The 24,758-nt window shown below is 49.1% G+C and carries 25 protein-coding genes; 2 read left to right on the top strand and 23 right to left on the bottom strand.

Annotated elements, in window-relative coordinates:
- Window positions 1-98: 98 nt before the first annotated feature.
- From bamB to trmJ, 17 genes are all read right to left on the bottom strand, one after another.
- A complete protein-coding gene (gene bamB / locus F0316_RS10080; RefSeq protein WP_000732728.1) occupies window positions 99-1,259 on the bottom strand; it encodes an outer membrane protein assembly factor BamB in 1,161 nt (386 codons plus the stop codon).
- A 12-nt stretch (window positions 1,260-1,271) separates the two neighbouring features.
- Entirely contained in the window at window positions 1,272-1,886 is a 615-nt protein-coding gene (locus F0316_RS10085; protein WP_149560464.1) for a YfgM family protein, read from the bottom strand.
- Window positions 1,887-1,922: 36 nt separating this feature from the next.
- Window positions 1,923-3,191 carry a histidine--tRNA ligase gene (hisS, locus tag F0316_RS10090; RefSeq protein WP_001140461.1) on the bottom strand — a complete coding sequence of 423 codons (1,269 nt, stop codon included), beginning with the start codon at window positions 3,189-3,191 and terminating at the stop codon, window positions 1,923-1,925.
- A 25-nt stretch (window positions 3,192-3,216) separates the two neighbouring features.
- Window positions 3,217-4,341, bottom strand: coding sequence for a flavodoxin-dependent (E)-4-hydroxy-3-methylbut-2-enyl-diphosphate synthase (gene ispG, locus F0316_RS10095; RefSeq protein ID WP_001163464.1), 1,125 nt, complete (start codon window positions 4,339-4,341; stop codon window positions 3,217-3,219).
- A gap of 10 nt (window positions 4,342-4,351) precedes the next feature.
- Entirely contained in the window at window positions 4,352-5,434 is a 1,083-nt protein-coding gene (rodZ, locus tag F0316_RS10100) for a cytoskeleton protein RodZ (protein ID WP_001091134.1), read from the bottom strand.
- Between the two features lie 313 nt (window positions 5,435-5,747).
- Window positions 5,748-6,869 carry a bifunctional tRNA (adenosine(37)-C2)-methyltransferase TrmG/ribosomal RNA large subunit methyltransferase RlmN gene (locus tag F0316_RS10105; protein ID WP_000206077.1) on the bottom strand — a complete coding sequence of 374 codons (1,122 nt, stop codon included), beginning with the start codon at window positions 6,867-6,869 and terminating at the stop codon, window positions 5,748-5,750.
- 173 nt (window positions 6,870-7,042) lie between these two features.
- Window positions 7,043-7,471, bottom strand: coding sequence for a nucleoside-diphosphate kinase (gene ndk / locus F0316_RS10110; protein WP_001162850.1), 429 nt, complete (start codon window positions 7,469-7,471; stop codon window positions 7,043-7,045).
- Window positions 7,472-7,674: 203 nt separating this feature from the next.
- Window positions 7,675-8,964, bottom strand: a complete 1,290-nt coding sequence (pepB, locus tag F0316_RS10115) for an aminopeptidase PepB (protein WP_000107241.1) — start codon at window positions 8,962-8,964, stop codon at window positions 7,675-7,677.
- Between the two features lie 219 nt (window positions 8,965-9,183).
- Complete coding sequence (iscX, locus tag F0316_RS10120) at window positions 9,184-9,378, bottom strand: Fe-S cluster assembly protein IscX (protein WP_000872174.1); 195 nt, start codon at window positions 9,376-9,378, stop codon at window positions 9,184-9,186.
- A gap of 48 nt (window positions 9,379-9,426) precedes the next feature.
- Window positions 9,427-9,765 carry an ISC system 2Fe-2S type ferredoxin gene (fdx, locus tag F0316_RS10125; RefSeq protein ID WP_001124187.1) on the bottom strand — a complete coding sequence of 113 codons (339 nt, stop codon included), beginning with the start codon at window positions 9,763-9,765 and terminating at the stop codon, window positions 9,427-9,429.
- 13 nt (window positions 9,766-9,778) lie between these two features.
- Window positions 9,779-11,629 carry a Fe-S protein assembly chaperone HscA gene (gene hscA, locus F0316_RS10130; RefSeq protein WP_001196554.1) on the bottom strand — a complete coding sequence of 617 codons (1,851 nt, stop codon included), beginning with the start codon at window positions 11,627-11,629 and terminating at the stop codon, window positions 9,779-9,781.
- Window positions 11,630-11,652: 23 nt separating this feature from the next.
- Window positions 11,653-12,168, bottom strand: coding sequence for a co-chaperone HscB (gene hscB, locus F0316_RS10135; RefSeq protein WP_001105749.1), 516 nt, complete (start codon window positions 12,166-12,168; stop codon window positions 11,653-11,655).
- A 48-nt stretch (window positions 12,169-12,216) separates the two neighbouring features.
- Window positions 12,217-12,540 carry an iron-sulfur cluster assembly protein IscA gene (gene iscA / locus F0316_RS10140; RefSeq protein WP_000301571.1) on the bottom strand — a complete coding sequence of 108 codons (324 nt, stop codon included), beginning with the start codon at window positions 12,538-12,540 and terminating at the stop codon, window positions 12,217-12,219.
- 60 nt (window positions 12,541-12,600) lie between these two features.
- Complete coding sequence (gene iscU / locus F0316_RS10145) at window positions 12,601-12,984, bottom strand: Fe-S cluster assembly scaffold IscU (RefSeq protein ID WP_000331703.1); 384 nt, start codon at window positions 12,982-12,984, stop codon at window positions 12,601-12,603.
- A gap of 36 nt (window positions 12,985-13,020) precedes the next feature.
- Complete coding sequence (locus F0316_RS10150) at window positions 13,021-14,235, bottom strand: IscS subfamily cysteine desulfurase (protein ID WP_000775249.1); 1,215 nt, start codon at window positions 14,233-14,235, stop codon at window positions 13,021-13,023.
- A 26-nt stretch (window positions 14,236-14,261) separates the two neighbouring features.
- Complete coding sequence (gene iscR, locus F0316_RS10155) at window positions 14,262-14,783, bottom strand: Fe-S cluster assembly transcriptional regulator IscR (protein WP_001918301.1); 522 nt, start codon at window positions 14,781-14,783, stop codon at window positions 14,262-14,264.
- Window positions 14,784-14,897: 114 nt separating this feature from the next.
- The gene (gene trmJ, locus F0316_RS10160; protein ID WP_032478977.1) at window positions 14,898-15,629 is read right to left on the bottom strand and encodes a tRNA (cytosine(32)/uridine(32)-2'-O)-methyltransferase TrmJ; all 732 of its coding nucleotides are present in this window, start codon (window positions 15,627-15,629) and stop codon (window positions 14,898-14,900) included.
- Between the two features lie 181 nt (window positions 15,630-15,810).
- Here trmJ and suhB point away from each other — a divergent pair, with 181 nt between their 5' ends.
- Complete coding sequence (suhB, locus tag F0316_RS10165) at window positions 15,811-16,614, top strand: inositol-1-monophosphatase (RefSeq protein WP_000553435.1); 804 nt, start codon at window positions 15,811-15,813, stop codon at window positions 16,612-16,614.
- Between the two features lie 168 nt (window positions 16,615-16,782).
- On the opposite strand, the gene secF is transcribed toward suhB, so the two are convergent.
- The 5 genes from secF to queA form a co-directional block, all read right to left on the bottom strand.
- Window positions 16,783-17,730, bottom strand: a complete 948-nt coding sequence (secF, locus tag F0316_RS10170) for a protein translocase subunit SecF (protein WP_000486403.1) — start codon at window positions 17,728-17,730, stop codon at window positions 16,783-16,785.
- Between the two features lie 14 nt (window positions 17,731-17,744).
- Window positions 17,745-19,598 carry a protein translocase subunit SecD gene (gene secD, locus F0316_RS10175; RefSeq protein WP_001890323.1) on the bottom strand — a complete coding sequence of 618 codons (1,854 nt, stop codon included), beginning with the start codon at window positions 19,596-19,598 and terminating at the stop codon, window positions 17,745-17,747.
- A 21-nt stretch (window positions 19,599-19,619) separates the two neighbouring features.
- Entirely contained in the window at window positions 19,620-19,952 is a 333-nt protein-coding gene (gene yajC / locus F0316_RS10180) for a preprotein translocase subunit YajC (protein ID WP_000053137.1), read from the bottom strand.
- A gap of 104 nt (window positions 19,953-20,056) precedes the next feature.
- A complete protein-coding gene (gene tgt / locus F0316_RS10185) occupies window positions 20,057-21,196 on the bottom strand; it encodes a tRNA guanosine(34) transglycosylase Tgt (protein ID WP_000768200.1) in 1,140 nt (379 codons plus the stop codon).
- 228 nt (window positions 21,197-21,424) lie between these two features.
- A complete protein-coding gene (queA, locus tag F0316_RS10195) occupies window positions 21,425-22,483 on the bottom strand; it encodes a tRNA preQ1(34) S-adenosylmethionine ribosyltransferase-isomerase QueA (RefSeq protein WP_001198124.1) in 1,059 nt (352 codons plus the stop codon).
- Window positions 22,484-22,772: 289 nt separating this feature from the next.
- Between queA and F0316_RS10200 the strand changes: the two genes are divergently transcribed.
- Complete coding sequence (locus tag F0316_RS10200) at window positions 22,773-23,222, top strand: CBS domain-containing protein (protein ID WP_000598452.1); 450 nt, start codon at window positions 22,773-22,775, stop codon at window positions 23,220-23,222.
- A 152-nt stretch (window positions 23,223-23,374) separates the two neighbouring features.
- Here the strand turns inward: F0316_RS10200 and aceA are convergent, their stop codons facing one another.
- Window positions 23,375-24,688, bottom strand: a complete 1,314-nt coding sequence (gene aceA / locus F0316_RS10205) for an isocitrate lyase (protein WP_000176892.1) — start codon at window positions 24,686-24,688, stop codon at window positions 23,375-23,377.
- Between the last annotated feature and the right edge of the window lie 70 nt (window positions 24,689-24,758).

The raw sequence follows: 24,758 nt of genomic DNA on the forward strand, positions 1-24,758 counted from the left end.
TATGATGGGCCGTTTCTCTCCATCAATCTGATGCCACTGGCAATAAAACGGCTCCTAACTGTTACCAGCCAGGAGCCGCGTGTGAATCATATCACAGTTTATTGTTGAATCGTCAGCTTCTTTATCTGGCCATTACGAGTCACGATGACGTAACCGTCATTCAACGCGAGCGGACCCACCGCAAAGCCGCTGTCATTAACCAGTTGCTGGGCAATAAATTCCCCGCTATTGCGATCAATCCAGTGCAGATAACCTTCCGCGTCACCGACCACCAAATAATCGTCAATCATTTTTGGCGCAGTGAGCAAGCGATGCTCTAACTGAGTATTGTTCCAAAGCTCGGTACCGCTGCGGGTATCGACCGCTACCAGATGATCTTTATCGGTAACCAGATAAAGACGGCTACCATCCGTCGCCATGTCGGTGGCTGACGAGTAATTGCGTTTCCAGATTGGCTGGCCTGAACGTAAATCGATCGCGATCAATTGTCCGTTAAATCCAACCGTAAACAACGTGCCACCGATAACCAATGGGGAGGCATCCACATCGACAAGGCGATCGATCTCGGTTGCACCTTTTGGCTGACCGACAGGTTGTTGCCAAATCAGTTGACCACGTTCAGCAATCGCCGCCGCTAGACGACCACTTGGGGTCCCCCAGAATACACCACCCGCAACCGCTGTTGGACGGCTATCACCGCGCAGCGTCAGGTTAGGCACTTCCGTACTGATCGTCCATTTCTGCGCACCATCTTCTTGGTTAAGCGCAATCAGAGCACCACGGCTGGTGTTCACGATAACGATGTTGTTATCTGCCGCGGGGGCGGCTAACACTTCACCTTCAATCGCTGAAGCCCATAACGGTTCGCCGGTCTCTGCGTCTAAAGCATTGACTACGCCATTTTCGCTACCAATGAATAATTTACCAAACGCTGCGGTAATACCACCGGACAAGCGTGCCGAGCCTTCAATCTCAAGATCCGTGGTCCAAATCACTTTACCGTTTTGCGGATCAAGTGCTTTTACTACCCCATCTCGACTCGCCACGAAGACTTTGTCGTAAGCGTAATCAGGAGCCAGTTTTGAGAAATAGTGCCCAACACCATCGCCCACCGAAGCGCTCCACAGCGTTTTCGGCGTAAATTCGCTTTTGACGACAGGCAACGGAGCCATAATGACGTTTTCTTCTTCACTAGCACAACCCGCGAGCAGAGCTAACACACCCGCAGCGACCAGCACTTGATTGAACAGCTTCTTCATCAGGGAGTGCCCTTACTTCGCGAGATCATCCAGTTTCATTTGCAGAGTTTGGCTAGCATCCTCTGCCTGTTGCGCTTCGGTGTAAGCGGCATAAGCAGCTGCACTATCCCCTTTACGCATCAAGATATCACCGCGCAGCTCTGCCACTCGGCCAGCCCAAGATTTCTCTTGAATGCTGGTTAGCTGAGTTAATGCGTCATCAAATTGGCCTTGCTCAGCCTGTAAGCGAGCAACACGGAATGTCAGCAAAGGTTTCAGTGCAGCATCCTTGGTTGCTCCTTTTGCCCACTCCAATTGCGCTAACGCTTCATCCAGTTGACCCGCTTCCACTTGAGCTTTGGCTAACTGCATTGCAGCCAAAACTGCGTATTCGGTCTCTTTATTGGCATTAATAAAGGTTTGGATAGTGCCTTCAGATTCAATGCCTTTTGCCTGCAGTGCATCCATCGCTTTGCTGTAGCTTTGCGATGCCGCTTCTTGCGCAGCAACCACAGAGTCTTGATAGTAGCGCCAGCCAAATAGGCCACCAAGGCCAATTACCGCGCCAAAGATCACCGCTTTGCCGTTCTCTTTCCACCAATCTTTGATCGCTTCAACTTGTTGTTCTTCAGTATCGTAGAGTTCCACTTCCTGTCCTCTTATTTAAAACGTGCTGCAGGAGAATTAGGCTAAATGTGCCAGTAGTTTAGCGACTTCAGCTTGGGCAACAGTATTTTGCTCGCCTCCCGCCAAATCTTTTACCACAACGGTTTGGGCTGCAACTTCATCTTCACCCAAAACCAAGGCAATCGCCGCGCCCACTTTATCCGCGCGTTTAAATTGCTTTTTAAAATTGCCGCCACCGAAGTGAGTCATCACACGTAGGCCGGGCACTTGCTCACGTAACTGTTCCGCAAGCTTCATTCCCGCCATCATGGTGCCTTCACCTGCAGTCACCATATACACATCTACGCTGCGACGGACATCCGTATTACCGAGTGTTTCCATCATCAGCACTAAACGCTCTAGGCCCATAGCGAAACCTACCGCAGGGGTTGGTTTACCGCCCAGTTGTTCAACCAAGCCATCATAGCGGCCGCCGCCACAAACGGTACCTTGCGATCCCAGACTTTCGGTGATCCACTCAAAAACCGTGCGGTTGTAATAATCAAGGCCGCGAACTAAACGTTGGTTTACCGTGTATTCGATACCCGCCGCATCCAGAAGTTCACACAAGCCAGCAAAATGTTGTTTTGATTCAGCATCGAGATAATCAGAGAGCTGAGGGGCATCACCTAAAATCGCTTGTACATCAGGATTCTTCGAATCAAGCACACGCAGCGGGTTGGTGTACATGCGGCGCTTGCAATCTTCATCCAGTACGTTTTGGTACTGCTCAAGATAGTCAATCAAGGCGGTGCGATAATTAGCGCGAGCTTCTAGAGAGCCAATCGAGTTGAGCTCTAAACGCACATGTTGTGCAATACCTAGTTCGCGCCACAGACGTGCCGTCATCATGATCAATTCAGCGTCCACATCGGGGCCATCTAAACCAAACACTTCAACACCACACTGATGGAATTGACGGTAACGACCTTTTTGCGGGCGTTCATGACGGAACATTGGTCCCATGTACCACAAACGTTGCTCTTGGTTGTACAGCAAACCATTTTCGATACCAGAGCGCACACAGCCCGCCGTACCTTCAGGTCGCAGCGTTAAGCTATCACCATTGCGATCTTCAAAGGTGTACATCTCTTTTTCCACCACATCGGTCACTTCACCGATGGCGCGGCTAAATAGATGAGTCATCTCAACAATTGGCATACGAACTTCACTGTAACCGTAAGCGCTGATTACATTTTTCACCACGCCTTCCACTTTTTGCCAAAGTGGAGACTGGGTTGGGAGACAATCGTTCATGCCTCGGATTGCTTGAATAGTTTTTGCCACAATTCTTACCGTTATATCGTTGAGATTAATCTTGTTCTACGTGCTTGATATCGATGCGATTTTTTTCATCCAATCGCGCGGCTTTAGCGCGAATTTTCGCTTCCAGTTGCGCGACGAGATCATCGTTATCAAATCGCTCTTTCTGGCGCACGCCATCTTCATAGAACGCACTTTTCTTATTACTGCCCGCTAAGCCTAAGTGAGACACCTCAGCTTCACCGGGACCGTTTACCACACAGCCAATGATTGACACATCCATTGGTGTCAGCACGTCTTCTAGACGCTGCTCAAGGGCATTCACAGTGCCAATCACATCAAACTCCTGACGTGAACAGCTTGGGCATGCAATAAAGTTAATGCCACGCGAACGAATGCGCAGCGATTTTAAAATATCAAAACCAACTTTGATTTCTTCTACCGGATCGGCCGCCAGCGAAATACGCAGCGTATCGCCAATACCTTCCGCAAGCAGCATACCTAGGCCTACGGCTGACTTCACTGAACCAGCACGCGCGCCACCCGCTTCAGTAATGCCAAGATGCAAAGGCTGATCAATCTTTTTCGCCAGCAGTCGATAGGAGTCTACCGCAAGGAAAACATCGGAGGCTTTTACGCTGACTTTGAACTGATCAAAGTTGAGGCGATCTAAAATATCCACATGACGCATCGCCGATTCCACTAAGGCTTCTGGCGTCGGTTCACCGTATTTCAGTTGCAGATCTTTTTCTAGTGAGCCGCCATTGACCCCGATTCGAATCGGAATGCCTTTGTCGCGCGCACAATCCACCACTGAGCGAATCCGCGCTTCGTTACCGATATTGCCCGGGTTGATGCGTAGACAATCCACACCGTATTCCGCCACTTTTAGCGCAATACGATAATCGAAGTGGATATCGGCCACTAAAGGCACAGAGACTTGTTGTTTGATCAGTTTGAACGCTTCGGCAGCTTCCATAGTCGGAACCGAAACACGCACAATGTCCGCCCCCACTTTTTCCAAAGACTTGATCTGCGCAACCGTGGCAGCCACGTCAGTGGTTCGGGTGTTGGTCATTGACTGTACGGCGATGGGCGCACCATCACCAATAGGAACGTCGCCCACATAGATACGTGTCGAGGGGCGACGTTTGATAGGAGACTCATGTTGCATAGACATTTTTCTAAGGTAAGGTCAATCTTGCTACTTTGCCGGAAGTATACCCAGAAAGGTCGACGGGTTCACTCGCTAATGTGATTGAAACCCCTTCTGGTGCACCCAACACCAATTTATAAGGGCGCTGGCCACTCAAACTCACACTCTGCCCTGCTTTTTTCACACCCGTTGACAGTGTTTTGCCCGTAGCATCTTTGACTTGAATCCAGCAATCGGCAGAAAAATTCATCACCAGCAGTGCGGAAGCGCTCTCAGTGGAAGAGCTCACAGGTTGACTAGGTGCACTAGGCGCCGCTTCAGGTTGAGTCACAGGCGCAGCTGCCGCTGGAGCTTGAGACTGAACTGGAGTTTGTCCTTGAGGCTGAGCTGGTGCTACTGGTGCCGCCGCCGTTTCTTCAACCACAGGTTTATCTGTCACCACATCAGCTTCATTCGGTGCTGGCGGAGTCAATTCACTGGCCTCACCAGAAAGAGACTCTTGGCTCATCGGTGCCTCTTCACTCGCTGGCGCCGCATCTTGTAGCTCATTGAGAGGAGGAACGGTTGCGAAGTCTTCATTGGCAAGACTGGTGTCATTGCTAGACTGAATATCCGAAATAGCACTCGGCGCAATGGTTGTTTTATCCGGGATTAAGCTGTTCTTCTGGCTATTTTGCCACCACCACAAGGTCGACATGCCGACGATAACCGCTAAGATCACCCAAGTGATCAGCATGATTCGACTATCGTGCAACTGACGCTTGGTCTTTTTCGAGAAGCTTTTCATATCCGGCTGAACTTCTGGCTTTTGGCAATAGCTGTCATCAAAAGCACACAAGATCTCAGATTCACGAATACCCACCGCTTTGGCATACGAACGCAAATAACCGCGAGTAAAAGTGGCAACTTGACCATCTTCAAAACGGTTCTCTTCAATGCTTTGGATAATAGAAAGGCGTAATCTGAGGCGGTCAGCGATTTGGCGCTGAGTCAGCCCCAAATCTTCACGTTTTTGCTTGAGTAAAGTGCCGGGAGCGACTTTCTCGATGGCAGGTTGATTTAGTTGCTCGGTCGTCTCAGTTTGGTTGTAATCTTGCTGTTCAGTATTCATCCGTAATTTCAATCTCTTAGTCAGGACTAAGCCGCTGGGCCATTCACTTTTATTTTTGATTATAGGTAGTAATGGAACAACTTGGCTTAATCGGTGCAATCGGTTAGCGCGTCGCTTGGGTATAGCTCAAATCAAGTTTGAGAAATTTGCCTCATTCTAATAGATATTGTTGACTAAACAATAAAGAAATGGCCAATAAATCACAGTTAGCTCAAGGTTTTTCTTTGATTTGACATTTAAACGCAGTGATTTGTTGCCATATTAGGCAAAAATAAAGCCAGAGAAACATCTCTGGCTTATCTTATAACATCAATTACAGTGTTTTCACTGGAATCGCTTGTCCATCAAATTGTTTGGCTTTGGTTCGTTTAGTACGATCAATGACATCTCCCACCAACTGCCCACATGCCGCATCAATGTCATCACCACGAGTTTTACGAATGGTGACGGTATGCTCATATTGCATCAAGGTTTTCTGGAAACGGTCGATGCGTGAATTACTTGGCTTCTTGTAGGGTGAGCCCGGATAAGGGTTAAACGGGATCAGGTTAATTTTACAAGGCGTCCCTTTCAGTAATTCCGCCAACTCGTGAGCATGCTCTGTACCATCGTTCACATGATCCAGCAACACATACTCAACGGTCACCTTACCGCGGTTAGCATTTGAGGATGCAATATAGCGACGCACCACCTCTAAAAACGCTTCGATATTCCAGCGATCGTTGATCGGCATGATTTCGCTACGCAGCTTGTCATTCGGCGCATGCAATGAGATAGCCAAAGCCACATCGATTTGGCCAATCATCTGCTCTAAACCAGAAACCACACCAGAGGTAGAAACGGTCACACGGCGCTTAGAAAGACCAAAACCGAGATCATCGAGCATGATCTCTAACGCTGGGATGAGGTTTTTCATGTTGAGCAAAGGCTCACCCATGCCCATCATCACCACGTTAGTGATAGGACGACGCCCAGTTTCTTTCTCTAGACCGATTTCACGTGCCGCACGCCAAACCTGACCAATGATTTCTGAAACGCGTAGGTTACGGTTAAAACCTTGCTGCGCCGTTGAGCAGAATTTGCATTCCAACGCACACCCTACTTGGGAAGATACACATAAGGTCGCGCGATCATCTTCGGGAATGTAAACCGTTTCTACATCCTGATCACCCACACGCATTGCCCACTTGATGGTGCCATCCGCCGAGTGTTGCGCTTCCGAGACATAAGGTGCACGGATCTCACACTTGGCTTTGAGCTTTTCACGCAGCTGCTTGTTGATGTTATTCATTTGATCGAAGTCATCACAACCAAAGTGATAAATCCACTTCATGACCTGCTCGGCACGAAACGCTTTCTCACCCAGTTCTTCGGCAAAAAACGTGCGCAAACCCTTGCGGTCAAAATCGAGTAGATTGACTTTTTCTGTGGTCATGGGGCCTCTCAGGAAGACGGAACAGTAATTAAGGGCGCGAATTGTACAGCCTTTATTCAGCAACAACAAGGGCTGCAAAACCGCGTCTTTTCTAAGGTGTTAATTCAAGATAGGTTATATTTTGTGAAAAATTTAGGCTCCACACTGGGAGCCTAATTAATCTGTCTTAAAGACTATGGACGAGGGCAGATTTCTGATTCTGGAAAGAAGAATTCAATTTCACGAGCGGCGGATGCAGGACTGTCGCTACCGTGTACTGAGTTGTAACGCATGCTCAGTGCATAATCAGCACGCAGAGTACCGCAGGCGGCTTCTTCTGGGTTAGTTTTCCCCATCAATTCACGGTAACGTGCAATTGCGTTTTCACCCTCTAAGACCTGCACCATGATCGGGCCTGAGGTCATAAATTCTTTCAGAGGTTCAAAAAACGGTTTGCCTTCATGCTCAGCGTAAAAGCCACTGGCTTGCTCTTCCGACAGGTGAACCATTTTCGCGGCAATGATCTGCAAACCGGCTTTTTCAATACGGTGGTAAATCTCACCAATCAAGTTACGCTTCACCGCATCCGGCTTAATGATCGAAAATGTTCTTTCTAGAGCCATAAAATTTCCTTTTGTTTATTGTGCTTATGTTATACCCAAGCGACTTGGCGTCACAGGTAGTCGGCAAGGGAGTTCACCTCCATCAGCATAGACACACTATGTGATTAGGATGAACGAACAGAGCCAACACCGCTGCAGCGTCAAATAGGAAAGGTATACTTTTATTAATAAAAACAAGGCAGCTATACAAGCTGCCTTTAAATTTATGCTTGCTGCATCAAAATACGTGCGAGCATTTTCACGCCCATGCCCGTCGCTCCGGCGGCCCATTTATCGCTGGCTGACTTGCGATACGTGGCTGAACAGTCAAAGTGTAGCCAACCTTTTTGGTAGCCTTCCACGAAATAGGAAAGGAAGGCCGCTGCGGTGCTAGCTCCCGGCGTGTAATCGCCGTTACTGATGTTTGACAGATCCGCAAAGTTAGAAGGCAGCATTTCACGGTGGAACTCAGCTAAAGGCAGAGCCCACAGCGCTTCATTCTCTTCTTTTGCCGCAGCTAATGCTTGTTGGCTCAGCGACTCATCATAAGAAAGCAGTGCGTGGTAATCATTACCCAGCGCGTTTTTCGCCGCTCCGGTTAAGGTTGCACAGTCGATAATCAATTGCGGTTTCTGCTCACTGGCGTAGATAAGACCATCGGCCAGCACCAAACGACCTTCCGCATCGGTGTTCATGATTTCAACGGTTTTGCCATTTTTGTAGGTGATGATGTCACCAAGCTTCAACGCACGGCCGGAGACCATGTTTTCCGCGCAGCACAGGATGAGTTTCACGCGCTTGTTAAAGCCACGCATGATAGCCAAACCGAGCGCACCAGTGATCATGCCTGAGCCGCCCATGTCCGCTTTCATCGCTGACATCATGTTGGAAGGTTTTAAGCTGTAACCACCCGAGTCAAAAGTGATGCCTTTACCGACTAAACACGCGAATACCGGCGCATTTTCATCGCCCGTTGGGTTGTAGTCGAGTTGCAGCATCGCCGACGTACGCTCAGAGCCACGGCCTACAGCGTAAATCCCCTCCCACCCTTCAGTGAGCAGATCTTTGTCTTTGACGATACGGTAAGAAACATGGTCAGGCGCAAGCGATTTGATGAACTCTGCTGCCATGGTCGCCAATTGGCGTGGTGCAACTTCTTCCGCGCTTTTGTTGATGATATCGCGTGTCCAATCCGTCGCTTTAATGCGCGCTTCTAGCTCTGCTTGTTCAGCAGCCGCTAACGCTTTCCACTCGACGGTATTGCGCTTTTTCGCATCACGGTAACCTTGATAGAAAGCCCAAATGCTCTCCAGATCCCAACCTTCTCCAGTCAGGAATGCCGTGCGGATACCTTGATTATCTAACTTACGAGCTGCGCGTTGGATCGCGCTGAAATCTTGTGTTTGTTGCAGGTGAATGGTTGCACCTTGCTCTGCAAAAGAAATGAGCGCTTTCTCTCCCCACTGAGGCTGGGCAGCTTGAGTACTCAAAAATACAGACATCTGTGTAGACATGGTTTCTCCTTGTCTTAAATATTGGCTTTGCCTGTGCCATCTCATTAAATCGCCAAGATGTTAGCATTATGTCGAGGCAAAATGTCAACCGAATAAAAAAACGGACCAAGTGGTCCGCATTTTTTGCTAAGAAGTGTTAACTCTGTAGGGTTTCTCCCCCTGCTAAACAAAGCAAGCGCCATATTGATTGACTCCTCACTTCATTTTGCATGAGATGAATTACTCGAATTCATCCATCCAACACAGAATGACGGCTTCAAGGATTTTTTCGTTGGAATGATTCGGATCATCGTCAAAATCTTCCAACTCCATGATCCAACGATGCAGATCGGTAAAACGTACGGTTTTGGGATCGACATCGGGAAACTTGTCACACAGCTCAATCGCGATATCGCGTGAATCTGTCCATTTCATGGTTAGCCTTCCTATTGGTTTTACCTCGGCTGCGACCGAGGCTAAGAATTAATGATCTTCGCTTGCGTGGTTTAGCGTGTATTTCGGGATCTCGACGACGAGATCTTCATCCGCCACTCGAGCCTGACAGCTGAGACGAGATTCTGGCTCCAAACCCCAAGCTTTATCCAGCATATCGTCTTCCAGCTCATCACTCTCTTCCAGTGAATCAAACCCTTCTCGAACGATACAGTGGCAAGTAGTACAAGCGCACGATTTCTCACACGCATGCTCAATAGCGATACCGTTTTTGAGTGCCACATCAAGAATCGTTTCCCCGGTTTGCGCTTCTAACACTGCGCCTTCCGGGCAAAGGGTTTCATGAGGCAAAACAATAATCTTAGGCATGTTGGTAATCTCTTCAAATCTCGTCAACGGAGTGGCCAGCCAGTGCGCTACGAATCGATTTATCCATTCGTCTTGACGCAAAATCCTGACTCGCTTTGTCTGTGTCTTTTATTCCTTGCTCAATGGCATCCGCATTATCGCCATTGCGCAGTTCAATCAAGCGCTCGATCGCCTGTAATAAAGTTTGGCGCTCTTGCTCGCTCAGCAGCTCATCACCATCCGCTTGCAGTGCTGAAACTAAGCCTTCAATCACGCGATCGGCTTCTACGCGCTGCTCTGCCAACGCACGCGCCAGCATATCCTCTTTAGCATAGGCCATGGAGTCTTTGAGCATCTGGGTGACTTCGTCATCGCTTAAACCATAAGATGGCTTAACCTGAATCTCTGCTTGTACACCGGTGCTTTTTTCCAAAGCCGTCACGGAAAGTAAACCATCCGCATCCACTTGATAAGTCACGCGAATGTGCGCAGCACCTGCCGCCATCGGTGGTATACCTTTGAGTGAGAAGCGTGCCAGAGAGCGACAGTCATCGACCATTTCACGCTCCCCTTGTACCACATGCACACTCATCGCCGTTTGCCCATCTTTGAAGGTGGTAAACTCTTGCGCGCGAGCAACAGGAATAGTGGTGTTGCGTGGGATGATTTTTTCGACCAAACCGCCCATGGTTTCAATCCCCAAAGAGAGAGGGATGACATCGAGCAGCAACATTTCTGCATCCGGCTTATTACCGGCCAGAATGTCCGCCTGAATCGCCGCCCCAATCGCGACCACTTCATCTGGGTTAATGCTGGTCAGTGGTGTGCGGCCAAAAAACTCCCCCACTTGCTCGCGCACAAACGGTGTGCGGGTTGAACCGCCCACCATCACGACTTCGAGCACCTCATCCGCTTCAACACCGGCATCTTTCAATGCGCGGCGGCAAGAAAGTAGCGTCTTTTTCAACAATGGTGCAATTAGGTTTTCCAACTCTTCACGAGTAAACGTACCTTGCCAGCCAAGCACATTCAGCTCAGCCGTCATGTGTTCTGTTAAATCAATCTTGGCTTGTGTCGCGGCGTTAATCAGCGCGCGCTGCTGCTCAGCGGTTAAGCTGGTGAGTCCGATTTGTGCTTGCAGGTGATCGGCGATCAGATGGTCAAAATCATCACCACCCAGTGCAGAGTCACCACCGGTTGCGAGCACTTCAAACACGCCGCGTGAAAGGCGTAAAATCGAAATATCGAAGGTGCCGCCACCTAGATCGTACACCGCGATCACCCCTTCTTGGCCTGAGTCCAAACCATAAGCAATCGCCGCTGCTGTCGGCTCATTGAGTAAACGCAGCACATGCAAGCCCGCTAACGCCGCAGCATCTTTGGTGGCAACCCGCTGCGCATCATCAAAATACGCAGGTACCGTGATGACTACTCCCGCCAATTCGCCACCTAAGGTGGCGGTGGCACGTTCTGCCAAGGCTTTCAAAATATCGGCAGAGATTTGAATAGGGTTTTTATCCCCTTGCGCGGTTTGCACAATCGGCAAGCCTTTCTCACTCGCTTTGAAGCGGTAAGGCAGATGAGGATAACGCTGATTGATGTCTTGCAGTGAACGTCCAAGCAGACGTTTTACCGAAATCACAGTGTTGTGCGGATCGGTTTCAGCTTGTTCACGAGCGGGATAGCCGACACGAGTCGCATCAGCACCATAGTTCACCACTGAGGGGAGAATACTACGCCCTTGGCTATCGACGAGTGTGCTTGCGGTTCCGCTGCGCACAGAAGCGACCAGTGAATTCGTGGTGCCTAAATCAATACCCGCAGCCAACTTATGCTGGTGTGGTGCCGAACTTTGCCCCGGCTCTGCAATCTGAAGTAATGCCATCAGTTGTTCCTTTGAATCTTGAATTAGCCAAGCAGTTGGTCTTCGACTCGTTCTACTTCATTTTTGAGTTTGGCAATAAATTTGAGCTTTCTGATCTGATCAGCCGCCGCTAACCACTCACTTTGAGCTAATTGGCCTTGTAGCTGTGCGAGATAATGACGCTGCATCGCGGTTACCTTAGTGTCAAAAGCGACTAAGGCGGCCTCAGGATCTGCACAAGCCGTCACGGACTCTAGCTCTTCGCGTAGCTCCATCTGTTCCATCAGAAACATCGGATCTTGCAGCGTCTGCTGCTCAGCCTTCATCTCTATGCCTTGTAACGACAACAGATATTCCGCGCGGCGGAGTGAATCTTTCAGTGTCTGATACGCATCATTAATTTGCGCGGCTTGCTGCACTGCCATTAGGCGGTCACGCTCAGAAGCGGTAGCAAAATTATCCGGATGGAATCGTTTCTGCAACGCTCTGAACTGAGAAGAAAGAAGGCTACCATCCAGTTCAAACTGGATCGGCAGCCCAAATAATTCAAAATAATTCATCTTGATAGCGGTCCTGTGATCGAGAACAGTCTCGATGGTCAGTTACCGTTAAACGTTGAAGCTTTCACCACAACCACATTCGCTTTTGACATTTGGGTTGTTGAATTCAAAGCCTTCGTTTAACCCTTCTTTTTTGTAATCGAGTTGAGTGCCATCTAAATAGACCATGCTTTTGGTGTCAATGATCACCTTCACACCATGGCTTTCAAATACGTGGTCTTCTTCGTTGAGATCATCAACAAACTCGAGCACATACGCCATTCCCGAACACCCAGTTGTCTTGACACCAAGACGTAAACCGATGCCTTTTCCACGATTATCCAGAAAAGTTTTTACTCGGCTTGCTGCGGTTTCGCTAAGAGTGACGGCCATACTTCAACCTTATGATTTCAATAAATTAAAGGGTGGGAGCGCTCGACGCTCCCAAACGAATTAGTGTTGATGCTTTTTCTTGTAGTCCGCAACAGCGGCTTTGATGGCATCTTCGGCTAGGATTGAGCAGTGAATTTTCACCGGTGGCAATTCGAGCTCTTCGGCGATTTCACTGTTCTTGATCGCTGCCGCTTCATCAATGCTCTTGCCTTTCACCCACTCAGTCACTAGCGAGCTAGAAGCAATTGCGCTACCACAGCCGTAAGTTTTGAATTTTGCATCTTCGATGATGCCTTCTGGTGATACTTTGATCTGCAAACGCATTACATCACCACACGCAGGTGCGCCAACCATGCCGCTACCTACAGAAGGATCTTCTTTATCAAATGAACCAACGTTACGTGGGTTCTCGTAATGGTCAATGACCTTTTCGCTGTATGCCATGTTCGTTACCTCGAATCCTTTATAACCTTGGAATGATTAGTGGTGTGCCCACTCAACCGTGTTCAGATCTACGCCGTCTTTGTACATGTCCCAAAGTGGAGACATCGCACGCAGTTTATCCACTGCTACGCGGATCAGTTCGATCGCATAATCAATCTCTGCCTCGGTCGTGAAACGACCAAAAGAGAAGCGAATTGAGCTGTGTGCCAGTTCATCGTTAAGACCCAGAGCGCGCAATACGTAAGAAGGCTCAAGGCTAGCTGAAGTACATGCACTGCCTGACGATACGGCCAGATCTTTCAGTGCCATCAGCAGAGATTCCCCTTCTACAAACGCAAAACTGACGTTGAGATTGTGTGGTACACGCTGATCCAGATCACCGTTAATGGTCACGGCTTCCATATCTTTAATGCCATCAAGCAGACGATTACGCAGCTTCAGTGCGTGATCGTAATCTTGCTGCAGCTCTTCCTTCGCGATACGGAACGCTTCACCCATACCCACAATTTGGTGAGTCGGCAGAGTACCAGAACGGAAACCACGTTCATGACCACCACCGTGCATTTGTGCTTCAAGACGAATACGTGGTTTACGGCGTACATACAAAGCACCAATACCTTTCGGGCCGTAAGCTTTGTGCGCAGACAGAGAAATCAGATCAACCTTCATCTCTTGGACATCAATCGCTACTTTACCCGCGGATTGCGCTGCATCAACATGGAACACCACTTTACGTGAACGGCACAGTTCGCCGATCGCTGCGATATCTTGTACCACGCCGATTTCATTGTTCACGTGCATGATAGAAACCAAAATAGTGTCATCACGCATCGCGGCTTCAAGCTTAGCCAGATCAATCAAGCCATTGCTTTCTGGATCAAGATAAGTCACTTCAAAGCCTTCACGCTCCAATTGGCGCATGGTATCCAGTACCGCTTTGTGTTCGGTTTTACTGGTGATGATGTGCTTACCTTGCTTGTTATAGAAGTGAGCAACACCTTTGATCGCGAGGTTGTCAGATTCAGTAGCACCCGAAGTGAACACAATTTCACGTGGGTCTGCATTCAGCAGGGCTGCGATTTGCTCACGCGCAGTGTCTACCGCTTCTTCTGCCTGCCAGCCATAACGGTGCGAGCGCGAAGCTGGGTTACCGAAGGTACCATCCATCGTCATGTACTGAACCATTTTTTCAGCTACGCGCGGATCAACCGGGCATGTCGCTGAATAATCTAGATAAATAGGCAGTTTCATTTTCTACTCCAGTGTAAACCTTGCCGCTATGAGCGAACATTAATACCAAAAGGCGCAGCACCAATGGTGACTGTGTTTGAGTTGTTTTGCGAAACCCTTTGGCTGACCGCAAGATGAAGATCTTGACGATCTGAAACTTCGAGAACTTCGTTATCCATCATCAGCTCACCGAGCGTGATGTTGTTGAGAAAATCCGTAATGCGTGAGCTGAGATCACGCCACAGTGTGTGAGTCAGGCAGCGAGTCCCACCCTGACAATCCCCTTTCCCGTTGCATTTGGTCGCATCGACCGATTCATCAACCGCGGCAATCACAGTACCAATAGAAATGGCGTATGAGTCCATTCCTAAGCGATAACCGCCGCCCGGACCGCGCACACTGGCGACTAAGCCCGCTTTACGTAACTTAGAAAAAAGCTGCTCTAAGTACGAGAGAGAAATGCCTTGGCGCTCAGAAATGTCCGCCAACGGTACTGGGTTTTGTTGCGAATGCAGAGCCACATCTAACATGGCTGTTACCGCATATCTTCCTTTAGATGTCAGTCTCATAATCACACCGTATCCACACTGTTTATGTGGCTGGAAGTTTTCCATACTTGACTCTTTTGGTCAAGTATTTATTTGACTAATTTAGTCAGGTATTTAACCCTGAGACTTATAAGCTTATTCTTTGCGTGAGATTGACTTTTGTACTGACGTTAAGATCCCGCGCAAGATATTGATTTCTTGAGCTTCTGGCCGAGCGCGCGTAAACATGCGGCGCAGTTTATTCATCACCTGCCCCGGCTGCTGCGCAGAAATAAACTCGGTTTGCATTATCACTTGTTCAAGATGGGCATAAAAACGCTCCAACTCTTGATGACGCGGATACTCTTCCTGCAATGTGCTGCTTTGCGAGCTCTGCTGCAAAGCAAGATAGGCCATCCGCACTTCATAACTCAGCAGTTGAACCGCCATTGCTAAATTCAGTGAGCTGTATTCTGGATTCGCAGGCACACACACGTGGTAGTGACACAGTTGCAGCTCATCATTGGTCAAGCCAGTACGTTCACGACCAAACACCATAGCCACACTATGTTGCTTGGCTTCGCTGATGAGTTTTTCTCCGCACTCGCGTGGCTCAAGCATTGGCCATTCAAGGGTGCGTGAACGCGCACTGGTGCCCACGACTAACCCACAATCAGCAACGGCGGCTTCCAGCGTTGGATAAATTTGCGCATTGAGTGCAATTTCACTTGCCCCCGCGGCTAACGCGATCGCTTGAGCATCAACCTGACACTGCGGATCGACCAGCACCATCTGGCTCAGCCCCATGACTTTCATCGCCCGAGCGGCCGAACCAATATTTCCAGAGTGAGTTGTGCCGACCAATACGACTTTCACGCGTTCTAACATCATTTGCTAAAATGTACTCCAAACAAAGCCGCGGGATATTAACACAAACCTGACCAAAATGGTCAGACCCTTTACCTTGACGGGCAACTAAGCGCACAAAAAATAACCACTTCCTTTTTTGATTTGTTTTGGTATACTGCCGCCCGCTTTTTCGTTCTTTAACATCCGTTGGGAAACTCGTATGCATCCAATGCTAAATATCGCTATTCGCGCCGCGCGAAAAGCAGGTAACCATATTGCCAAATCTCTGGAAAACGCAGAGAAGATTCAAACTACTCAGAAAGGCAGCAACGACTTTGTGACTAACGTCGACAAAGAAGCAGAAGCGATTATCGTTTCAACCATCAAAAGCTCTTACCCTGAGCACTGCATCATTGCAGAAGAAGGCGGCCTTATCGAAGGTAAAGATAAGGAAGTGCAATGGATCATCGACCCACTGGATGGCACCACTAACTTTGTAAAAGGTTTCCCTCACTTTGCTGTTTCTATTGCGGTACGCTTTAGAGGCAAAACTGAAGTCGCTTGTGTTTACGACCCAATGACTAACGAACTGTTCACAGCCCAACGTGGTGCAGGTGCACAGCTCAACAACGCTCGTATTCGCGTTCAGCCAATCAAAGATCTGCAAGGCGCAGTTTTGGCCACCGCATTCCCATTCAAACAAAAACAGCACTCAGAATCTTTCATGAAGATCCTCTCTGCAATGTTTGTTGAATGTGCAGATTTCCGTCGTACTGGGTCAGCCGCACTGGATCTGTGCTACCTAGCCGCAAACCGCGTTGATGGCTACTTTGAGCTTGGCCTAAAACCTTGGGATATGGCTGCAGGTGAACTGATTGCTCGTGAAGCAGGTGCCATCGTGACTGACTTTGCTGGCGGCACCGATTACATGCAATCGGGCAACATCGTGGCATCAAGCCCACGTGGTGTGAAAGCGATTCTGCAGCACATCCGTGAAAACGGTAACAGCGCAATTTTGAAATAATATCTGCTCCGTCACAGCTGATATCGCCCTGCCATTATGGCAGGGCTTTTTTTTGTTCTATTAACCGATCGCCTACTGCTTCATGATCAATCAGGTCATAGCTAACCAAGCTTGATAAAAAAACCGCTGACTTAGCAGCGGTTTTTTATTTATCGATGAAAGAGATGCCTACGGCATTTCATCCAACTCTGCGCCTTCTTTCTCTACTTGTGGTGGCAATAAGTGCTCACGGGTGATCCCGAGTTTCAGCGCCAGTGCTGATGCCACATAAATAGAAGAATAAGTACCAACGGTAATACCCAGCAACAAGGCCAGCGCAAAACCGTGGATCATTGCTCCACCTTGAGTAAAGAGGGCAATCACCACAAACAAAGTGGTACCTGAAGTGATCAAAGTACGGCTCAAAGTTTGTGTAATTGAGCTATTCATGATCTCTGCGGGTTCTTCTTTGCGCATCTTACGGAAGTTTTCACGGATCCGGTCAAACACCACGATGGTATCGTTAAGTGAGTAACCCACAACCGTCAGCAATGCCGCAACAATCGTGAGATCAACTTCAATCTGTAAGATAGAGAAGATGCCTAAGGTAATGATGACGTCGTGCGCCAATGCCAGCACCGCACCTGCAGCCAAACGCCATTCAAAGCGTACTGATACGTAAAGCAAGATACACAGCAAAGATACCAGAATCGCCAAGCCGCCCGCTTCAGTGAGCTCATCACCCACGTTCGGGCCAACGAATTCGATACGGCGCATCTCCACGTTGCCGCCGGTACCTTCTTTGATCGCCGCGAGGATCTGGTTACCCAACGCCTCACCCGCCATATCATCACGAGGACGTAGACGTACCATCACATCACGTGCAGAACCAAAGTTTTGCACGGTAGCATCACCAAAGCCTTTCGCTTCAAGGGCGCTACGGATTTGCTCCAGATTGGCAGGCTGCTCAAAGCCCACTTCAATCAATGTACCGCCCGTGAAATCCAGCCCCCAGTTCAGCCATTTGGTAGACAGAGTAAAAATCGATGCGGCAATCATCACCAGCGACAAGGCGAAGGCGAATTTCGACCAACGCATAAAGTCGATCATTTTGTCTGCTTTTAGGATTTGAAACATAACTTACCCCAGCCTCAGATCGACAGTTTGTTGATACGTTTGCCGCCATACAGCAGGTTCACGATACAACGTGTACCCACAATCGCGGTAAACATAGAGGTTAAAATACCGATAGACAGCGTCACTGCGAAGCCTTTAATCGCCCCTGTACCAACGGCAAACAAAATGATCGCCGTAATTAAGGTGGTGATGTTGGCATCGGCAATGGTACTGAATGCGTTAGCGTAACCTTGATGAATCGCTTGCTGCGGATTTTTTCCTTCGCGTAGCTCTTCACGAATACGCTCGAAGATCAGCACGTTGGCATCGACCGCCATACCGACCGTCAGCACGATACCAGCAATACCTGGCAAGGTCATGGTTGCGCCCGGGATCATCGACATCACACCAATGATCAACACGAGGTTCGCCATCAGTGCGATGTTAGCGATCATGCCAAACTTACGGTAGTAAAGAACCGTAAACAGCATTACCGCCACCATACCCCAAATACAGGCCTGAATACCCATATCGATATTCTGCTGACCCATTGATGGACCAATGGTGCGCTCTTCGACGATAGAAATTGGCGCAATCAAAGCACCGGCACGCAATAGCAGAGCAAGGTTATGCGCTTCTGCCGGTGAATCAATCCCAGTAATACGGAAGTTACGTCCCAATGCCGACTGAATCGTCGCTTGGTTAATCACTTCTTCATGCTTGGTCAGAATGACTTTACCTTCAGGAGAGCGCTTACCGCTGTCTTTGTATTCAGCAAATACCGTCGCCATCAACTTGCCAATGTTCTTTTTCGAGAACGCTGACATCTTGTTGCCGCCTTCGCTATCGAGCGAAATGTTCACCTGTGGACGACCATATTCGTCGGCGCTTGAGCTTGCATCGGTAATGCTTGAACCACCCAGAATCACGCGCTTTTTCAGCACTACAGGACGACCATTACGATCGAACTTGATTTCGCTGCCAGCAGGCGCACGTCCTGCTGCCGCAGCGGCAAGGTCGGCTTTATCGTCCACTTCACGAAACTCAAGGGTTGCGGTCGCGCCTAAGATTTCTTTAGCACGCGCGGTGTCTTGTACACCCGGCAGCTCTACCACGATACGTGTCGCACCTTGGCGTTGAACCAGAGGCTCAGCCACACCCAGTTCGTTCACCCGGTTACGCAAAATAGTGATGTTCTGCTCAACGGCGTAGTTGCGAATTTCCTGTAAGCGAGCTTCGGTAAACTTAGCCACGAGCACAAAACGGCCATCGGATTCTGAAGTCGTAAAGGTCATATCACGGTGTTTCGACTCCAGAAGCAGCTTAGTTTGCGCAAGCTGCTCGGCATCACGCAGGGTCACTTCAACCGCATCCGATAATGGACGGATCGCGCGGTAACGAATTTTCTCGTCACGCAGATCACTGCGGAAAGCTTCTTCTTGTTGGCTGACCAATTTTTCCATCGCGGCATCCATATCCACTTCCATCAGGAAGTGAACACCACCACGCAGATCAAGGCCAAGTTTCATTGGTGCAGCACCAATTGACTCTAGCCAATCTGGCGTTGAAGGAGCGAGGTTTAACGCGACGATTTTATCCTTACCTAACGCTTCACTGATGATATCTCGGGCGCTGATTTGCGTATCCGTATCATTGAAACGAACAAGGATTGAGCCATTTTCAAGAGCAATGGATTTTTGGGAGAGTTGCGCTTTATTGAGCGCATCGGTGACAGCATCCAGCGTTGACATATCAACAGAGGCGCCACGCGCCCCTGTTATTTGGATAGCTGGATCTTCACCGTAGATATTTGGAAGTGCATACAAGGCTGCAACGGCGATGGTTAACATCACCATCAGATACTTCCATAACGGATAACGGTTTAGCACAGCGAGGATCCTATGGCTGTTTTAAAGAGATTTCAGCGTACCTTTTGGTAGCACTGCAGTCACGAAGTCCTTCTTGATCACAACTTCGTTGTTGGTGTTCAACTCGATTGTGATGTAAGCGTTATCTTCAGCAATCTTAGTGATACGACCCACTAGACCACCAGAGGTCAACACTTCGTCACCTTTTGCCATCGCAGCCATCAGGTTTTTGTGTTCTTTGACACGCTTAGCTTGTGGACGGTAGATCATGAAATAGAAGATCACTGCGAACATCGCGAGCATGATGATCATTTCAAAACCGCCACCTTGTGGGGCACCTTCGCCTGCGGCATGTGCTACAGAAATTAAACTCATTGAGAAACGTCCTCTAAGTTATTGTTGTTTAATGTTGATTCTATTGGGATGCACAGGGGTGAATTCAAGCGGCTTACCACGCAAATCCAACCCAGTGCACGAAATCAGGCTTTGTCTTTTTGTAGTGGTGGCACTTCGCGGTTACGACGCGCGTAGAACTCGGCTACAAATTGGTCAAAACGGTCTTCATCAATCGCTTTACGAATGCTTTCCATCAAGCGTTGGTAGTAACGCAGGTTATGGATGGTATTCAAGCGTGCACCGAGGATTTCGTTACAGCGATCCAAATGATGCAGGTATGACTTCGAATAATTTTTGCAAGTGTAACAGTCGCAATGCGGATCCAGTGGTGTTGTATCGGTTTTATGTGCTGCATTACGGATCTTGATCACACCCCCCGTCACAAACAGGTGACCGTTACGTGCGTTACGCGTTGGCATCACACAGTCAAACATGTCGATACCACGACGCACACCTTCCACCAAGTCTTCCGGTTTACCGACGCCCATCAGATAACGTGGCTTGTCTTCCGGCAGTTGTGGACAAGTATGTTCCAGTACACGATGCATGTCTTCTTTTGGCTCACCCACCGCAAGACCACCCACAGCATAACCATCAAAACCGATTTCCGTCAGGCCTTTTACCGATACATCACGCAAATCTTCATACACACCACCTTGCACGATACCAAACAGGTTGTTCGGGTTTTCGAGCTTATCGAAGTGGTCACGCGAACGTTTTGCCCAACGCAGAGACATTTCCATCGATTTTTTCGCTTCATCGTGGGTCGCAGGGTATGGCGTACACTCGTCAAAAATCATCACGATGTCTGAACCCAAATCTTTTTGGATTTCCATCGATTTCTCGGCGTCCATAAAGATTTTGTCGCCGTTTACTGGGTTGCGGAAATGCACGCCTTCTTCGGTGATCTTACGGATATCGCCTAAGCTGAATACCTGAAAACCACCAGAGTCAGTAAGGATAGGACCTTGCCAGTTCATGAAATCGTGCAAGTCGCCGTGCATTTTCATCACTTCTTGGCCAGGGCGCAGCCAGAGGTGGAAAGTGTTACCGAGCAGAATTTGCGCGCCGGTTTCTTTCACTTCTTCAGGGGTCATCCCTTTTACCGTGCCGTAAGTACCCACGGGCATAAACGCAGGGGTTTGCACTGTGCCACGTTCAAAAATCAATTGACCACGACGGGCATTACCGTTTTTCTTTTTCAGTTCAAATTTTAATTTCACGAAGCCTCCAATGTCAGAGAAACAGTCTGACCATTTTTACCCACCTAATCGCGCGAACTTACGCTCTCAGCAGGTCGATAATTCAAGCCTTATTGCCATCAACAAGGCTCTTTGCGGAGCGGTCGCGTTTCCCTGCGAAAAAGGTCTGCACCTTTTCTGGCTACTGCCAGCACTCGTTTTCGTTATCCCTTGCCACCTGAAGCAACCACGCCAAGTGATTAGGGATGATTACGCTTTAGTCGTCTGCTTACGAATAAACATCGCATCGCCGTAACTAAAGAAGCGATATTGCTCTTTGACCGCATGTTCATAAGCGGCCATGGTGTGCTCATAACCTGCAAACGCACTCACCAGCATGATCAAGGTCGATTCAGGCAAGTGGAAATTGGTGATCAAGCAATCCACCAACTGGTATTGATACCCCGGGAAGATGAAGATTTCGGTATCACCAAAAAATGGCTTTAACTCGGTGCCTTTTTGCAGCGCATCTTGCGCCGCACTTTCGAGTGAACGTACTGAGGTGGTACCCACAGCAACCACTCGACCACCACGCGCTTTGGTCGCCGCAATCGCATCCACCACTTCTTGTGGCACTTCAACGTATTCCGCATGCATATGGTGATCGTGAATATTTTCCACCCGCACAGGCTGGAAGGTCCCCGCGCCAACATGCAGTGTCACATACGCCAACTCAACGCCTTTGGCTTGGATCTGCTCAAGCAGCACTTGGTCAAAATGCAAACCCGCCGTTGGGGCTGCTACCGCACCCGGCTTTTGGTTGTACACCGTTTGATAACGCTCTTTATCCGTCTCTTCATCAGGACGGTCGATGTAAGGTGGCAACGGCATGTGACCAATTTGATTGAGAATATCCAATACCACGGTTTCCGCAGTAAAACGGATTTCAAACAATGCATCGTGACGCGCCTGCATCACGGCATGAAACTCATCGTTCTCGCCTAAATAAAGTTCAGTACCCGGTTTGGGCGGTTTTGATGAACGAACGTGCGCTAAAATCGTGTGCTCATCGAGCATACGCTCTACCAACACTTCTAATTTGCCACCGCTGGCTTTGCGCCCAAACATACGTGCTGGGATCACTCGCGTGTTGTTAAACACCAGCAGATCTCCCGGTTCAACCAGTTCGAGGACATCTTTAAAGGTGCCATCCACCAGTTGACCACTGTTGCCGTCAAGCTGCAGCAAGCGGCTCGCGGTACGTTCTGCTTTTGGGTAGCGAGCAATCAGCTCGTCTGGGAGTTCAAAATGAAAATCTGAAACTTGCATGGCTCTTTCTTGATTAAGTGATCAGTATCGTCGCCCGATTTCGCGGCGCGCCAGTATATACCTAAGTGCGCTCAAGATACAGGAATGCTGCGTGGTGATACACCTCTGGCAAGGTAACCTTTTGTAAAGAGCCATCAGGTTCGCCAACGGATTCAACAATCCGCATATTTCGGTTTCACTTCGCAGAAGTTGCTGGCCAATCACACTATAGTTAAATAAGAAAGAGTTAATGGGAAAAGGGGTTAGAGACCCCGGCTCCGATGGTTCTCTGCGCAGAAAGGAGTTGGCTATGATCAAAGTTGAAGACATGATGACGCGTCACCCGCACACCTTATTGCGGACTCACACGCTCAACGATGCGAAACATCTTATGGAGGCGCTGGATATCCGCCACGTGCCGATTGTGGATGCGAATAAAAAGCTGCTGGGTATCGTCAGCCAACGCGATTTGTTGGCGGCTCAGGAATCCAGCTTGCAGCGCAGTGCCCAAGGCGATTCTCTCGCCTTCGAAACTCCGCTGTTTGAGGTGATGCACACCGATGTTACGAGCGTCGCGCCGCAAGCGGGGCTCAAAGAAAGCGCAATTTACATGCAAAAACACAAAATTGGCTGTTTGCCTGTCGTCGCCAAAGACGTGTTAGTTGGGATCATTACCGACAGTGATTTCGTGACAATTGCGATCAATCTGCTCGAGCTTCAGGAAGAGAGTGAACCCGATGAGTTGGATGAGGAGCAATAAGTCAAGCTATCACCCGATTCATTCTCGGCTCGGCTAAGCGATTTGCAGCGGCATGTAGGAATGGGTTCGCCATACTCAAGCAGAGTAAACGCTCACCCTAAAAAAGGCGGCCATTCGGCCGCCAAGGTTCGCACAGAATGGTAGATTATCGATTAGTGAAATTGATCTTCTTCGGTTGAGCCAGTCAGGGCCGTCACCGAACTGTTGCCGCCTTGAATGGTGTTGGTCATCTTATCGAAGTAACCCGTCCCCACTTCTTGTTGGTGCGCCACGAAGGTATAACCTTTGGATGCTGCTTCAAATTCGCGACGCTGTACCATTTCGACATAGTGACGCATACCTTCGCCTTGCGCGTAAGCGTGCGCTAACTCAAACATGTTGAACCACATGTTGTGAATACCCGCTAACGTGATGAACTGGTACTTGTAACCCATGTCCGACAGCGCTTGCTGGAAATGGGCGATGGTTTTCGCATCGAGATTCTTTTCCCAGTTGAACGAAGGTGAGCAGTTGTAAGCCAACAGTTGATCTGGGTATTGTGCATGAATCGCTTCAGCAAATTTACGCGCTTCTTCCAGATCCGGCTTCGCGGTTTCACACCACACCAAATCTGCGTAAGGTGCGTAAGCCAAGCCGCGAGAAATCGCTTGGTCAATGCCCGCGCGTACACGGTAGAAACCTTCGGAAGTACGCTCACCGGTCACGAAATCGGCATCGTACGGATCGCTGTCTGAAGTGAGCAAATCGGCGGCGTTAGCATCGGTGCGAGCAATCACTAACGTAGTCGTGCCTGCAACATCGGCAGCCAAACGTGCTGCAATCAGTTTTTGCACCGCTTCTTGAGTCGGTACCAATACTTTGCCGCCCATGTGGCCACATTTTTTCACCGAAGCCAATTGGTCTTCAAAGTGAACGCCAGCAGCGCCCGCTTCAATCATAGATTTCATCAACTCATAAGCGTTGAGTACGCCACCAAAACCGGCTTCCGCATCCGCGACGATTGGCAGGAAGTAATCAATTCCGCCTTCATCTTGTGGTGATTTGCCGTTTGACCACTGGATTTGGTCAGCGCGACGAAACGCATTATTGATGCGGCGTACGACTGACGGTACAGAATCCACTGGATAGAGAGATTGGTCTGGGTACATGGTGCCTGCGGTGTTGTTATCCGCCGCCACTTGCCAGCCAGAGAGATAAATCGCTTCAATGCCCGCCTTGGCTTGTTGCACCGCTTGGCCGCCAGTGAGTGCGCCCAAACAGTTCACATACCCTTTTTTCGCTGAACCATTCACCAGTTCCCACAGTTTGTCTGCACCACGTTGGGCGATGGTATTGGCTGGTACAACCGAGCCGCGCAAACTCACCACTTCTTCAGCGGTGTAAGTGCGTTTCACATTTTTCCAGCGTGGGTTGGTTGCCCAATCTTTTTCTAGTGCTTCAATTTGTTGGCGACGAGTCAGTGTCATAATCTATCCCTCTTGTATATTGGTTGCCTGTTGGCAGCTCGATTCCTTGTTCGATCAGTACTGCGCTCGC

The organism is Vibrio cholerae, from assembly GCF_008369605.1.
GTDB lineage: Bacteria > Pseudomonadota > Gammaproteobacteria > Enterobacterales > Vibrionaceae > Vibrio > Vibrio cholerae.